Here is a 14133-nt window from a genome sequence, read left to right on the forward strand (position 1 = left end):
TATAACGGAGATAACGCAAGTATTTGCGTAATTATAAGGTAGCTGTGACAATAGTTATAAAGTCTTGGGAGGGTTTAATGAGAGTTACAGGTATAATTTTTTTTGCTCTTTCTCTCTTGTTTTTTAGTGGATGTTCCTCAACTTCTAATCAAATGAATCAATCTAGTCTTCAGGATGAGTTAATTATTTATGGAATTACACTAGGTAGCACTAAGGATGATGTGGTTGATAAATTTGGCGTACCAACAACAAAGAAACATCGAGATAAAGTCATTCAATACAAATATAAAGATTATGACTTTTTGTTTGCGAATGATTCAGTCGTTTCGATTACTTCTGGGGATATTGAATTTAAATCTAATAGAGGGATAGGTATTGGGAACACTTACCAGGAGGTTATTGATGCGTACAAAGATTTTTGTGAATGTCAATCAAAATGTTGACCACCGTGCTCATCAAAAAATTGACCACCATGGCAAAAATCAATCCACCCGTCGGGTGGGTAACTTTTTCATGATCACGATCTTTGAATGCTCTGCTTAAAGCGATAGCTGTCTCCATTCATTGCAAAGATATGGGCACGATGGGTAAGCCGATCAACCAGGGCTGACGTCATTTGCTCATCTTTGAAAATCTGTGTCCATTCCGTAAATTCCAGATTACTGGTAATGATCATGCTTCCTTTCTCATAGCGGGCCGCACAAAATTGGAATAATAACTCCGCCCCGGTCCGACTCAGAGGGACAAACCCGACTTCATCCAAAATAATCAAATCTGTTTTCAACCATTGCCTCTCTAGCTGGAGGATTCGCTTTTGGGACTGAGCTTCCATAAGCTCGTTACATATTTTAGCGGCAGTCCAAAACTGAACGGAATAGCCATGATGGCAAGCTTCCTTCCCGAGTGCAATGGAGAGATGAGTTTTGCCAGTGCCAGAGTTTCCGATAAACATGATGTTCTCTGCCTTTTCGATGTACTCACAACGAGCCAGTTGAAGCAATTTGGGCTTATTGAGGGACGGAATCGCCGAGAATTCAAATTGATCGAGCGTTTTCATAGAAGGGAATTTGGCGTGCTTGATGCGACTCGCGATTTGGTTAGCATCCCTTTGCTGAACTTCTTGCTCTAGTAGGGCTAAGAGGAACTCCTCGTAGGGAATTTGCCGTTCAGCAGCATCATGGGCGATTTCCTTATAGACACGTTTAATCGCAGGTAAGCGAAGGCGTTTCGCGTAGGTTTCAAGCAGGAAACTCGTACTCAATGAACCACACTCCTTTTCTGTAACAAACGATTGTACTGGCTAAGATCTGGGGCCTTTACCTGAATACGTGGAACAGAGCTATCCTCCGCCAACGAGAGTTGGGGCAAACGGTGTTCCGGCAATGTTCGCTGAAACAATAATTGCCTTACGGCATCATACTGGAACATCCCTTTTTGGCAGGCCTCCCCCAGTGCTTCTTCGACGAGAGAAGTATCGAATTCACGGTGCAAAAGCAAGAGTCGAACGAACTCCTTCATCCCTCCTGGTCGGTTACGGCACTTGTCCAAGAACTTTTGGTAAATGGCGGGTAATCCTGCCTGATGCAATGGTCTAGCATAAAGAACTGCTCCTGGGCGAATAAGAAGTAAATCCAGATAATGATCGTATTGCAAAATCTCCTTTCCTTTTTCCAAGCACCGCTCATGCGTCGCAATCAGGCTTTTTCCGTGATACACCTCAATTTTTTCAGCAAATACTCGGCAAATAAGTTGGGTCGATGCATAGGAAACCGGGACGGAATAGGCATTTTTTTCAATGTGGATCATGGATAGCGTATTGCTTTTCACGGGTACAACACGGAAACAATCCAATGGCCGTGGAGGCAATGGAAGCATGATGGGCAACTCTTGAACAAATGCTTCTCCAACCGTTAGGGAAGACCGGGGAACGGTTGTATTCTCGTAAGAGATACATTTTTCGAGGAGGATTTGATTTAGCTCCTCCAGAGAAGAAACACTAGGAACAGGTGCAAAAAATTGCCTCTGGGCAAACTGTACGAGGTTTTCCACTTGGCCTTTTTGATGCCCTTTTCCCGGATCACAGAAATAGCTTTCAAACAGGTAGTGGGCACGTAGCTGAATAAATCGCTCTTGTTCCTCGCGATTTTTGCCTTCCAATACCTTCTTAACGGCTGTTGTCAGGTTGTCGTATGTGATGACTTGGGGAACAGCACCGAAAAATTCAAAAGCATCTACATGACCTTGGAGAAGAGCCTCTTGCTTCTGATGAGCAAATGTCTTGATGAAAATCTTTCTGCTGTATGTGCAACGCATACAAAAGACTTGAACCTTCACTTGTTTCCCTTGTAAATGAACCGTAACCTCACCCCAGTCAAATTGGGCAAATCGCCCTGGCGGGAAATCAAGAGGGACAAATGCTTTAGGAGGAGAAACCCGCAACTCTCTGACGTAGCGTCGTACAGTAGATTCACCGCCGGTGAATCCATGTTCGTCAACGAGTCTCTGGTAAATACGTTTGGCAGTATGACGCTGCTTCGGGGGAGCCTGTTCATCTTGACGCAGCCATTCCAAGATGATGGGCTTGACAAAATCAATGACTGGCTTCGGCTTCGGTTTTGAAAGCTGGTATACAGGGATTTCCGTTGATGTCAAGGCTTTTCGTATCACTTGACGCGAGTAGCCAGTTTCGCGAGAAATTTGACGAATCGACTTCCCTAGCAGAAAGTGTTGTTTCCTGATAAACTCATAATTAGCCATCTGAAGCATTTCCTTTCCTCCTATATCTTGTTGTCTAGACAACTACAAGATACAGGAAAGAGGTGCTCAGGTGGTCAACTTTTTTATGAGCGATGTACCACTAGGTGGTCAATTATTAGATTAGCATTCACAGATTTTGAACTATTACAAATAGATATTGCTAGAGAGCCAGTGATAATTATTAAGAGTAGCCCCAACTTGATTATCTTCAATTTTAATATCGAAGTTACTGATATGATTAAAGAAAGTAACAAGCTTAACAAAGACTATAATCAGCTTAACAAAGTCTATAGAATGTCTTTCATTCGTGTTGAAAATCTTAAACAACTTATGGGGAAAAGTTTTGAAGACTTGAAAGGTTCGGTTGAAAATAATGCTAATAAAACTATTAACCAAACAAATTACTCTTTGATAGATGATTCTAGTGGTATTGAGAACACACTGGAAGGTGCCGTATATGCTAACGATATAGAAAAAGTTAGGTCTTTATTAAGCGCTGGAGCTAATCCCAATTCAACAGACTTTGAAGGTAGAAGTGTTTTGTGGATTGCAAAAAATGAAGGGTTTAATGAGATTGCAGATTTATTAGAAAAGTCAGGGGCTATAAGTGTTGACGATAGAGTTGTAGAAATTACTAAAGCTATTAAAGAAAGCGATGCAACGAAAGTTACTCAACTCCTAACTGATGGAGTAGACCCAAATATCTTGGGTGGAGAAGGCTATCCATTATTAACGCACAGCGTAATGTTGAACAATTTAGAAATTACAAAACTTTTACTTGAAAGAGGAGCCAATCCAAATAAGACCGAAGAGAATGCTTTTATGACTCCATTGATGCGTGCTGCTTTTCAAGGGAACACGAATATAGTGTCGATATTGGTTGAAGCTGGGGCAGACGTTAACGCTACCAACTCTCTTGGAGAAACGGCATTAATGAAAGCAGTAACCTATGACAGTGTCGATGTTGTAGAGTATCTTTTAAGTAAAGGTGCGAACCCGAATTTACAAGATAATCAAGGAAAGACAGCATCAGATTTGGCAACGGACTATGGAAGCCAACAAACGTCAAATATATTATCAAGTAAGAAGACGCCGGATAATGGCGACGGGTACTTTCGTTACTCCTTTGAACTAAATGATAAGGATGGAAAGCCATTTACCGTTTATATTTATTCAGAAAATGAAAGCACGTATGTTGAGCAAACTGGTTGGGCAGGAGCAAATGAAGGGGACAGAATTTATAAGGGAAGATATTTAATTAATTTAAGTGAAATGGGCAAGGTGAAAGGCCAAAAATTAAAACTATTTGATGAAGAAGAAATAGAATTTAATTCCTCAAGGGAAATGGTATATAAAATTAAGTCTAATTTTCCTGGTCAGCCTGATATTTTAGTTGTTACACAGCATGGTAGTTCAAGTGGTGTTATTGCTAGACTCTTTTATGTAAGAGCTGGAGAGTTACGACCTATAAAAATCAGATGGCCAGACGGACCAACAATGGAACTGTTTTTGCAGGATATTCAAAATCCTAAATATATGGTGTTCCAGACAAAAGATTATTCTAATGTGTTTTTGGCAAGTAAGAAATGTAGCAAATGGCAATTAAAAATGTACCACTTGCCAACCCCTAAATTATTTACCGTGTAATAGCGATTCTTTGTATCGATGGCTTTCGCCATTGAAGACGATCAAATGAGAGTGATGAATCAAGCGATCAATAACTGCCTCTGTTAAAATTGGATCACCAAATATATGATTCCATTGGCCAAACTGTAGATTGGTCGTGATAATAATACTTTTTCTTTCGTAGCACATGGAGATAATCTGAAATAGCAGTTCTGCACCTTGTTTATGCAGAGGAATATACCCCAGTTCGTCGAGTATTAACAGATCTAGCTTCTCAATATGGTTAAAGAATCGGCTCAACGAGCCAGTCTCGTGAGCGTCTAGCAGCCGATTGACTAATCCAGCGACAGTAAAGAACTTTATCTTTTTCCCTTGCTGCTGAATGGCATTTAAGCCAATCAGAGTGGATAAGTACGTTTTCCCCGTTCCCACACCGCCATAAAAGATCAGATTTTCTTTCTCCTCTATAAATCCACCATGAAGGATATGATCCTGCGTGAGACCTTGTCCCATCTGAATATGACCCCATTCAAATGGCTTTCCTGTTATTCTTGGCAAGGAAGATTGTTTAAAGAGCAGATTGATTTTCCGTACTTCTCGTTGTTGTATCTCGTTTTCTAGTATTTTGAGTAAGTACTCTTCATTTGTAGTAGCTTCAACCTCATGGAAATGTTGCCGAACCCAACTCAACTTGAGACGCTTTGAATATTCTTTTATCAATGCATCCACTAGTGATGACCTCCCGTTCCCTTAAAAAATTCATTGTAATGGGCTAATCCTCTAGTGGCTGTTGGAACGGCAGGAACAAAACCTTTCGGTTGGATGGTATCCCTTTGTCCACGGCCATTCATGAGTTGATAATAGATCTGCTTAATAGAATCAACGGCTGGGTGACCATTCTCAGAGGCAAGCTGCAAAGCTTGCGTGGGTATTTTCATATCATCGTTTTTTAAAATGACGGATAGTAGCTGGAGAGCTTCTTGCTTCTCTGGGACCGTGCAATTCGAGAGATAGACTTGCCATTCGATTGGCAATTGTTCATAAAAACTTGTGTATTTAATAGCAGTTGGCCGTTTTGCCATCAATATCAAATATGGCTGCCAAATCACTGATTTTGGCTCTTTGCCATACAGCCTGGGATGCTGTACGATCAGCTCATATTCTTCAGTTAAAATATCGACTCGGTCAAATGAGATCTTTGCCAAAACCATACATTTGGCAAAACGGGGAGACGTTGAGTAGAGTTTATTTTCGACTCGGATATATCCGTATTTATCCGCTTTTACTCGTTCATATCGGATACAATCAAACTCTTTGGCAGGTAATTGAAGAAGGTGTTCCTTGTCTGCCAAATATAGTTCGGAAAGCATGGTTTCTTTCACATAATGAGGTCTCTCCCGATCTTTCTCGGCTTTTTTCCAAAGGGTTTCGTTTAGCTGATCAAGATTGTGTATCTGCAACTCAGGAAGCAGGAAGTTGTTGCGAACGTACTTGACCATCGCCTCTACGTGCCCTTTTTCATTGCCACTACCGGGATTGCAAAACTCGTATTCAAAGTCATAATGAAAAACGAAGTTTTGAAATTCCTCCGTCAGTTCACGCTGACCATTTGGCATGATCTTTTTCACCGCTGGTGATAAATTATCAAATCGAATGACCTTTGGAACTCCACCTATATAGTGAAAGATACGCTTTAATCCCTCCAGAAAGCATTCTCGATTCTGAGACTGGAAAACTTGAAAGTAGAACGTGTTGCTATAAGGAAACGAGAGAACGAGGAATGGCAAGGTAACACTTTCTCCCTGATATTTGAATGGTGCTTCTCCAAAATCAACTTGAGCTGATCCAGGTCTCGTTTCCAATGGCAATGCCGCAGCATCACTTGTCTCCGCTAACTGGTGCTTACGTTGGGAAACATATTGTCTGACAGAGCGAGATGATCCTGTAAATTGGTATTCCTCCACTAATTGCGTGAACAAGCGTTGTGCTGTTCTTCGGAACTTCTTTTTCTTGTTCAAGTCCTCTTTGATCCATTGATCAAGAATAGGTTTAACGGGCTCCATGACTCTAGCTTTTCGAATTTGCTTGGGCTTTTCTTGTAGATTGAAATCATCCATTTCTGCATACTTCTGAACCGTCCTTGAATCACGATTCATTTGTTTGGCAATCTTGCTATAAGCTCGCCCTTTTTTGTTTGCCTCATGCCTGATATAATTAATTTCTGCCACTGCTAACATCTCCTAACTTTATACCTCCCGTCGTCTGTAATGCCCAACAGGAGTGTATTTTGATAAGGGGATGTTGGCAAGTGGTTTTTTAATTTATGCAGCCCCTACGGGTCTGCATAAATTAACTGCCATAACCTACATTTTTAGTCTGCCATAAACATTCTAATGTTGATGGAAACACATACTTTTTTAGTTGGTCTTTTGACTCAAAGGAAGATATGTGGTTTTTAACTGAAACAAAGATTGAGCAGTTCAATTAAAATATTATTGTCTAGTGCTATCTTCGTAGCAAGGACAGGTAGACGGCATCTCCCTTCTACCTGTCCTATTGCTTTTCTATCAATTTACCCTATCAATAGATACGGTGAACCGTATCACAAATAGTGGTAAAGCAGAGAGTGGAAGTAACTCTGGATAAAGATTTCTTAAAGAGGCTAATTTAAATTGAAGGAGACCGTTGGTTATTTAAACGGTCTCCTTTTGGTTTTCTTATACTTGTACTTCACTCATAAATGCATGAGTATTATCTTCTGTATCTTTAAAAAATACCATCCATGTTTCTGTTTGTCCCATTTTCGCTACAACATGTGGTTCATCAATAAAGATAACTTCTTTACCTACTAAGCGCTCATAAGTATCTTTAATATTAGTTACTTGAAAATAAATAACTGAACTTGAATGAGCGAATTCATCTTTTTCTGGTAGTGATAACATTAGTCGCAACCCATCACATTCAAAGAAAGCCATACTATCAGTGTTAAATAAAAGGGAGAGACCTAATTTCTCTTTGTAAAAATCTAATGCTCTATTCAAGTCTTTGACAGGTACACCAATCTGTCCAACCTTTTGAACCATCGTTGTTTCCATAATACATTTCTCCTTTCAAATATCTATTCAAGATAAGCATAAATAATTCCCTCTAATTTTTCTTATCCAATATCACCTTTTTTCGATATTCTATAGGAGATATACCAACATGCTGTTTAAACATTTTACTAAAGGACACAGGGTTTTGAAATCCAAGTTCAAAGGTTATATCAGTCATATTTTTATCTACTTTTGATAATAGTTGCTTTGCTTTTTGTATTCTAAATTCTGAAATATGCTGATGGGGTGTTCTACCGTATATTTGATTGTATGTTCTTAATAAATGGTTAGGTGATAAACATGCAATCCTAGAAATTTCATCTAGTTTTATAGGTTGATTAAAATATGATCTAATATAATCATGTGCAATACTTACTCTTCTATATAATTCTTCACGTGTAGAATTGCGAATTGCATGTAATGATTCTATTTCTGTATATGTATTTAAGTGTTCATTTATAATGGAATACATTATCTTATGAAATTGTTCCTCATAACCAACGGAATCAATATCAAGACTAGGTAATATCTTCATGAAATTTTCCAGTTGAGAAGATAAAATACTATTTTTATGATAGGTTTTTTCAAAAAAGCCAATAGAACTTGTATCCTTAAACGGATCGCTTAGAAGACGATCATTTGTTTCTTTTAAGGAATGAAGGACTTCTTCTGCAAACCCATCTTTAAAGAAAAGACAAAAGGATTCTACAACTTTAGGTTCATCAATTGAAATTGTGTATGCACCTTTATTGAGGAGTAGGTATCTACTCTCTTCAACAGCAAAAAAGCCTTTGTTAGTTTTATAATGGGCTTTACCATTAAAGAATGTTTTAATGGACAGTTGACCATTTCCTTCCCAGTAAAACTGTTCACTTTTTGCATGCAATACGAAATTGTTAGATTCATTTTTTGTCATAATACAAACTCCATAATAGATAACTTATTTTTCCATAGTATTATTATACATAATAATAGAATTTTAAGTATGTTCATATATGTTACCAATGAATTTGGATGAACCGTATCATAAGTGACGGCAAGTTTTTTCGGTCTTGGAAAAGCGCATTGCCGGGCATGGGTTTGGGAAGGGCCACGCACGGCTGAAAAGTCGGCGCAAACGGGTTTCTGCAAGCGTTTTGGGGTCCACCGAACGATGCGGTACCTGGAGGGGGACTTTCGCTTGCGGAAAGCGAAAGTCCCCCTCCGCTGTCTTGGCGGAAGGGCCAGTTCAAAAAATGCTTTTGGACAGTCGGGTCAAACTCAAGCTTGATTACGCTACGTCACTTATCGGCAGTTTACCATCCGACGCTTCGCAGTAGGAAAGGAACGTGGGTCCGGGCATAGCCCGCAAACCGCCTCACGGCCAGGCTTCGTCGACCCCTTCGAGCTCGGGGAGCCCCGCCTTGCGCCGCTGCTCGATGATATATTGGACGTACCACTCCGGGTTCTCGGTATTTTTCCGGATCGAGCGAATCGTACCCAGCCAGCGGTCGTTCCAGCTCATGCCGTCGGAGTTCACGTGTCCCCGCTTCTCCATCTCGATCGTCTGGTCGTACGAGGAGGCGGCAAAGATGCGCATCCTGGGCGTATCGAGCAGGATCACGTTGCCGTTCTCGTCCCGCCTGGTGTCGAATTCGTTGCTTCTTCCCTTGAGCACCGCGTAAGTTCCCGCCGCCGCCACGAATAGAATTGCGACTGCGGCGAGCGAACCGAATATCCACAGCATGACGTTCATCTTCCGGCCTCCCGAATCAAGGTATAGGCGGAACCCGAATGACCGAATCGGTCCGATATCTCGATCATAACACAAGGCGACCTTCCGACAGGGAAGTTTTTTTGTTATGGCTGCAGCGCATCGAAAGGGCGACACAGTGCAGGTCAAGGGCGGTTGAAAAGCCTTGCTGGTCTTGGAAAGTGCAGCAGGAATTAGTCAAAGAAAGTCAAGGTCATAACGGAGAAAACTTGCCGTTACAGGCAGCACGGAGAGCCGTACCATCAGTAGGGCAAAATATTCCCCCAACAATACCCATGCTATATCCACAGTACCCATGCTATATCTCTTCAGGTTACATTTAAACCCTTGCCATGCAAATACTCCGTCATGCCGCTGAGCGGCAATTGCAATTTGAGCAGGTCGATGTGACTTCGCGACCAGCCGGCGTCGCGGTTATTCTCGCTGCGGGTTTGGTAGTAGTGTCTCATGTCATGATCGTACGCTTCGATTCGTTCCTTCAAATCGCTTTCGGATGGGTACCTATTTTCGAAGTAAACGGCTTCTAGCGGAAGGCGGGGCTTAATCTCAGGCTGCTGGTCGGGTACGCCGACAGCGATGCCGAAGAGCGGGACGACATATTCCGGCAGTGCAAGCATCTGGTCAAGCCGCCGAATATCTTTGGAGACTGATCCTATAATAACGGCGCCAAGCCCTAAAGATTCTGCAGCCAGTACGGCGTTCTGAGCGGCGAGCGCTGTGTCGGTGACAGCGATTTGATAAAAAACAGAGCTTTCCAGCATCATTCGCATATCCTGCTTCTCTTGCTCGGTACCCATAACCGTGAGTCGTTTTAAATCCGCGCAGAAAATGAACAGGTGTCCGTTCTCCTCAATATACGGCGTCTTTGTGATTTCGCTTAACTCCCGCTTCAGGGCGGAATCGGTAAGCCCGATAATCGAGTAGGCTTGCATGAATCTGGATGACGAGGCCATCTGGGCGGCCCGAACGATAGTTTCGATCTGGGATGGTGTCAGCTTTTCGTTTTTGAATTTGCGGATCGAGCGATGACTCATAATAGCTGCCAGCACTTCATTAAAGGTGTTATTCATGGCAAGGCACTCCTTATTCACTTTTGTTTCCTGGAAACAATATAACAGAAGGGATTTCGGGTGTCAATATTGTTTCCGGGAAACATTATTTACGAATCTTGATTTAATTTGTTATACTGAGGACAATGCTACGGTGAAAAGGAAAGGAACAAAGGGAACATGAATCAGCCTCACGATGAACGGTTGCTCCGGGAAGTGTTTGAGGTATTTACACGATTTGCAAAAAAAATACAGGAAGAGGACGATGAGGAAAAGGCTTGGATGTTGGCGCAAACCTCGGATGAGCAAGTGCAGGCCATATTGAGCGAGATGACGTTTATGATGCTTCATGTGTTGGATGGAATCGGCAAGCTCGGCCGGACGAATGGAAGCACGCTGTCTAGCCAATTCGGCATTCCTAAGGGAACCATTTCTAAACTAACGAAACGTCTTAAGGTGCTCGGCTTGATCGCGTTCGAGACTATTCCGGGCAATAAAAAGGAACTGTATTTTACGCTTACACCGCAGGGAGAGACGATCTATAAGCTACATGAGCGGCTGGAAGAACGCATCCAGGCCGCTGCGGCCCACTTTATGGCCGGGTATACAAGGGAACAACTGGAGTTCATCAGGGATTTCATGAACAAGCTGACGTCCCACTCTTTTCTTCAGCTTGACGAAGAACAAGCACGAGAGTCAAATTCTTGACGCTGCTTGGCGGTCCGCAATTCAAATTCACAGAGGCTATATCTTTATTGTCCATTGTGATCATCAAGAAGAATTGGATTACTTCTGGGACAAGCTCTCCGAGGGTGGAGACGAGAAGGCACAGGTGTGCGGGTGGTTGAAACACAAGTTCGGAGTATCGTGGCAAATTGTCCCAAGCAATTTAACCGAAATGATATGCAGCCCCGATCCGGAAAGATCAGAAGGAGTGATGAAGGCATTACTTCAAACGAAAGCGAAAATCGATATGAGATCATTAGAGCAAGCATACGAGGGGTAATGTATATCCCGTGATGAAAAGGCCGTCCCGCAAGGATGGCCTTTTCAACTGGCCGTTACGAGGCATGGCTATGAAGCGCGCTCGCGGGAGAAAGATTATGATTCCGATTTCTGTCCATGAAACGCAGCAGTCGGTTGAAGACGATGGAGTCGGAATGGACGACGTTTTCTTGCAACGAATATTGGACAGAAAAGCAGATGGCAGGTCAGGGGTTGGATTGATATATACAGATCGGCGATGAAAACGGTCACTCCGGGACGGGGCTTCTGTTTAAAAGTGCGGTAGGTACAGGGGCAACGGTAACTTTTCGTGTCCACAGCAGGATGAATAACAAGTAGTTGGGATAATGGAGGTGTCGTAATACATTCACCCTGTTCGCACCTCCAGAAGTCTGCGATGATGAATCCATCAAGGGTTCGATGTCACCGGGCTTCGCGCTTTGACCTCGGCCTTTGGCCTTCAGGCTATTGCGATCCTTCCTTCTATGACAAAATTGGAAAAGTAGGGTCGCAGCTTTCCTGAAGGATCATCAGGAGAGGAGGCATCCGGGCTTTCATATCCACCTTATCCTTCATTCTCTAACACGGAGTACGGATATAAAATTGCCTGGAGTCTTTGCGATGATCAATACCATCTATTTGCGGCGAGCAAACAAACTGATTGTGAACACGGAAAACGCGGTGCAAGGGTCTCCCCGACTTTCGGAAGCTTATTTGGCTACGGCCATGAAAAATATCGAACATCTCGGGTTTACGTTCTCGCCTCAATTCATGTACACCGTTCGTAGCTTGTCCAAAGAGCAGTTCGAAGCGTTCTATCATCAATTGGTAGTCGATCTAAAGCTGCTGGTTGGCGCTCACGTGGAGTACAAGCCGATGTACCCGGGCTTCCCGATGCAAGTGATGGAGTATCACGATGCCGAGCTTTACCTGAATGCCATCTATCACTATCTGACTCTGGATTTGCCTGAGTACGAGACGGTGCACATACAGCCTTTATTGAATAAAGGAAACCTGAAAGTGATCGATTTTGGAACCAAAGCGGAGTTTCATGCCATGATCCGCCGGCTGATTCAAGCCAAGGTGTCGATCTCCGAGACAGACAGAGAAGACATCGATGCGGCGATCGGGTGGGCGGATTCGGCTGACTTGGATGAGATTCTCCCTTCGGAGATTCCGTTCAAGGAGAATGTCGGATTCGTGGTCGGTTCCCTATTAAAGCATGACAAGGCAGATATAAAGCTTATCGGGCGTTACATAAAGACCGCAACAGATGTCCTTCGTCTGGCTGTAGCCTGGTCACAAGGCGATGTCAGTCTCGCCGAGGCTGCGCGTTTCCGCAAATTCAAGCGCTCAGAGAGACGGCTGCTGCTTGGCTTGCTGGAACAATGCCACCCGATAACAGAGGATATGCTGAGATATAAACAGCGCTGGATTCGATTGGGCGAAATCCTGCATCCATCGGAATACAAGCATCAGTTTCCGCGATGTCAGGAAGCCTTCGATATTTTGCGCAATAACAAGTCATTTGCGACCTTCAACGCAAGCGTTGAACTGGCCTTCCAATCTCGTGATGTGTGGTCACTGATCGATCTATTGATGCAGCGTCCGGGCGAGTTTGCAAGAAGATTGGATCAGTTGCTAAGATCAACCGATGAGACGCAGTATGTAGTGCTGGCATTCGGCGAGGTCGCGAGCCAAGTATCGACGCCTGTGCTCTTGCAAGTGAAGTCTCATTTTGCACATCGCCATGAGCCTCACGATCTGCGAATCTTTTTCCCAAAAGGAATTGTGGCCAAAGCGTTTGCGATCCCCAATGCTCTCCCCGAGATAGATGCAGCGGTATGCCAAGACATCGTGCAGTTGTGCGATCAGGTGCTCATCCAGCGGTTTTCGGCGCTGGCTCCGCTCGGGAAGACGTATATCGATGAACGCTTGAAGTGGTACCATGTCCCGTTCTCCCAAAGATCGGCAAGCAAAGCCTTGCGTACGATTGTCCGGGGAAGCCGTTTGCCGATGCCAGAGGGGGATACGATTCGTTTCTTCAACTGGTGGAAGGAGGGCATGGTTGACGGCAAGCCTACGGATCGTGTAGATATTGATTTGTCCGCTGTCATGTATGATCGAAACTGGGAGTATGTCGAGCATATTTCCTATACCAATCTCCGATCCTCCAAGTATCGGGCCGTGCACAGCGGTGATATCGTGGCAGCTCCCCAGGGAGCGTGCGAGTTCATTGATCTGCATATTCCGTCCATTGTCGATTATGGCGGTCGTTATATTGTGGCTGCGCTTCATTCTTTTACCGATCAGCCTTATTGCGACTTGCCGGAGTGTTTCGTGGGCTGGATGATGAGAAAGAAACCGGGGTCTGGCGAGATCTTCGAGCCAGCGACGGTGGAAAATAAAATCGATGTCGCAGCCGATACGCAGATTGCGATCCCCGTCATTTTCGATCTGGTGGAACGCACAATCATCTGGGCCGACTTGGCGCTGACGAGAAATCCCGGCTACTACAACAACGTAGAGGGGAACCAAAAAGGGATGGTCTTGATGGGGAAAGCCATGACTGCATTGCGGAAGCCAGACCTGTACGATTTATTTACGCTCCATGCCCAGGCAAGAGGGGAGCAAGTGAATACTCCGGAGCTGGCAGATTCGATTTTTTCCGTGGAAAACGGAGTAACTCCGTTTGATATTGAGCAGATTATGGCTGGGTTTCTTGTTTGAGTGAGAGTTTTATGCCTATCTCGGGTTGAGAGGAGCAGCATTGTACTGCTCTTTTTTTCATGGGGCTGTACAGTCTCAAAGGATAAACGTAAGCGTATGACTAGGCTGACTTTTGTTA

The 14133-nt window shown here is 43.5% G+C and carries 13 protein-coding genes; 5 read left to right on the top strand and 8 right to left on the bottom strand.

The annotated features are described in order from the left end of the window. Positions 1–77: 77 nt before the first annotated feature. Complete coding sequence (locus V5G20_RS01710) at positions 78–443, top strand: hypothetical protein (RefSeq protein ID WP_338463077.1); 366 nt, start codon at positions 78–80, stop codon at positions 441–443. Between the two features lie 74 nt (positions 444–517). Here the strand turns inward: V5G20_RS01710 and istB (V5G20_RS01715) are convergent, their stop codons facing one another. Together istB (V5G20_RS01715) and istA (V5G20_RS01720) are read right to left on the bottom strand one after the other, a co-directional pair. Further along, positions 518–1261 carry an IS21-like element helper ATPase IstB gene (gene istB / locus V5G20_RS01715; protein WP_025846873.1) on the bottom strand — a complete coding sequence of 248 codons (744 nt, stop codon included), beginning with the start codon at positions 1259–1261 and terminating at the stop codon, positions 518–520. Continuing rightward, entirely contained in the window at positions 1258–2766 is a 1509-nt protein-coding gene (istA, locus tag V5G20_RS01720) for an IS21 family transposase (protein ID WP_251256056.1), read from the bottom strand. Before istA (V5G20_RS01720) ends, istB (V5G20_RS01715) begins: the two co-directional genes overlap by 4 nt. A 189-nt stretch (positions 2767–2955) precedes the next feature. Between istA (V5G20_RS01720) and V5G20_RS01725 the strand changes: the two genes are divergently transcribed. Further along, positions 2956–4404 carry an ankyrin repeat domain-containing protein gene (locus V5G20_RS01725; RefSeq protein ID WP_338463079.1) on the top strand — a complete coding sequence of 483 codons (1449 nt, stop codon included), beginning with the start codon at positions 2956–2958 and terminating at the stop codon, positions 4402–4404. On the opposite strand, the gene istB (V5G20_RS01730) is transcribed toward V5G20_RS01725, so the two are convergent. The 6 genes from istB (V5G20_RS01730) to V5G20_RS01755 form a co-directional block, all read right to left on the bottom strand. Then, positions 4390–5112 (bottom strand): IS21-like element helper ATPase IstB, encoded by a 723-nt coding sequence (gene istB / locus V5G20_RS01730; RefSeq protein ID WP_122915621.1) that lies wholly within the window; start codon positions 5110–5112, stop codon positions 4390–4392. The two genes, V5G20_RS01725 and istB (V5G20_RS01730), sit on opposite strands and share 15 nt — an antisense overlap. Then, entirely contained in the window at positions 5112–6620 is a 1509-nt protein-coding gene (gene istA, locus V5G20_RS01735; protein WP_024985313.1) for an IS21 family transposase, read from the bottom strand. The genes istB (V5G20_RS01730) and istA (V5G20_RS01735) overlap by 1 nt, the downstream gene beginning before the upstream one ends. Before the next feature lie 480 nt (positions 6621–7100). Next, positions 7101–7478, bottom strand: a complete 378-nt coding sequence (locus V5G20_RS01740; protein ID WP_024983653.1) for a VOC family protein — start codon at positions 7476–7478, stop codon at positions 7101–7103. A gap of 52 nt (positions 7479–7530) precedes the next feature. Then, positions 7531–8394 carry a helix-turn-helix domain-containing protein gene (locus tag V5G20_RS01745; RefSeq protein WP_024983654.1) on the bottom strand — a complete coding sequence of 288 codons (864 nt, stop codon included), beginning with the start codon at positions 8392–8394 and terminating at the stop codon, positions 7531–7533. A gap of 441 nt (positions 8395–8835) precedes the next feature. Further along, a complete protein-coding gene (locus V5G20_RS01750) occupies positions 8836–9213 on the bottom strand; it encodes a hypothetical protein (RefSeq protein WP_003388788.1) in 378 nt (125 codons plus the stop codon). Positions 9214–9539: 326 nt separating this feature from the next. Beyond that, on the bottom strand, positions 9540–10301 hold the full coding sequence (locus tag V5G20_RS01755; protein WP_338463084.1) for an NADPH-dependent oxidoreductase: 762 nt from the start codon (positions 10299–10301) through the stop codon (positions 9540–9542). A gap of 159 nt (positions 10302–10460) precedes the next feature. Here V5G20_RS01755 and V5G20_RS01760 point away from each other — a divergent pair, with 159 nt between their 5' ends. The 3 genes from V5G20_RS01760 (at position 10461) to V5G20_RS01770 (ending at position 14015) form a co-directional block, all read left to right on the top strand. Beyond that, positions 10461–10988, top strand: coding sequence for a MarR family transcriptional regulator (locus V5G20_RS01760; protein ID WP_024983656.1), 528 nt, complete (start codon positions 10461–10463; stop codon positions 10986–10988). Between the two features lie 73 nt (positions 10989–11061). Further along, positions 11062–11286 carry a VOC family protein gene (locus tag V5G20_RS01765; protein WP_338463088.1) on the top strand — a complete coding sequence of 75 codons (225 nt, stop codon included), beginning with the start codon at positions 11062–11064 and terminating at the stop codon, positions 11284–11286. A 620-nt stretch (positions 11287–11906) separates the two neighbouring features. Then, a complete protein-coding gene (locus V5G20_RS01770; RefSeq protein ID WP_338463090.1) occupies positions 11907–14015 on the top strand; it encodes a TerD family protein in 2109 nt (702 codons plus the stop codon). Positions 14016–14133: the final 118 nt, after the last annotated feature.

It is taken from the genome of Brevibacillus borstelensis (assembly GCF_036700025.1).
Classification (GTDB): domain Bacteria; phylum Bacillota; class Bacilli; order Brevibacillales; family Brevibacillaceae; genus Brevibacillus; species Brevibacillus borstelensis.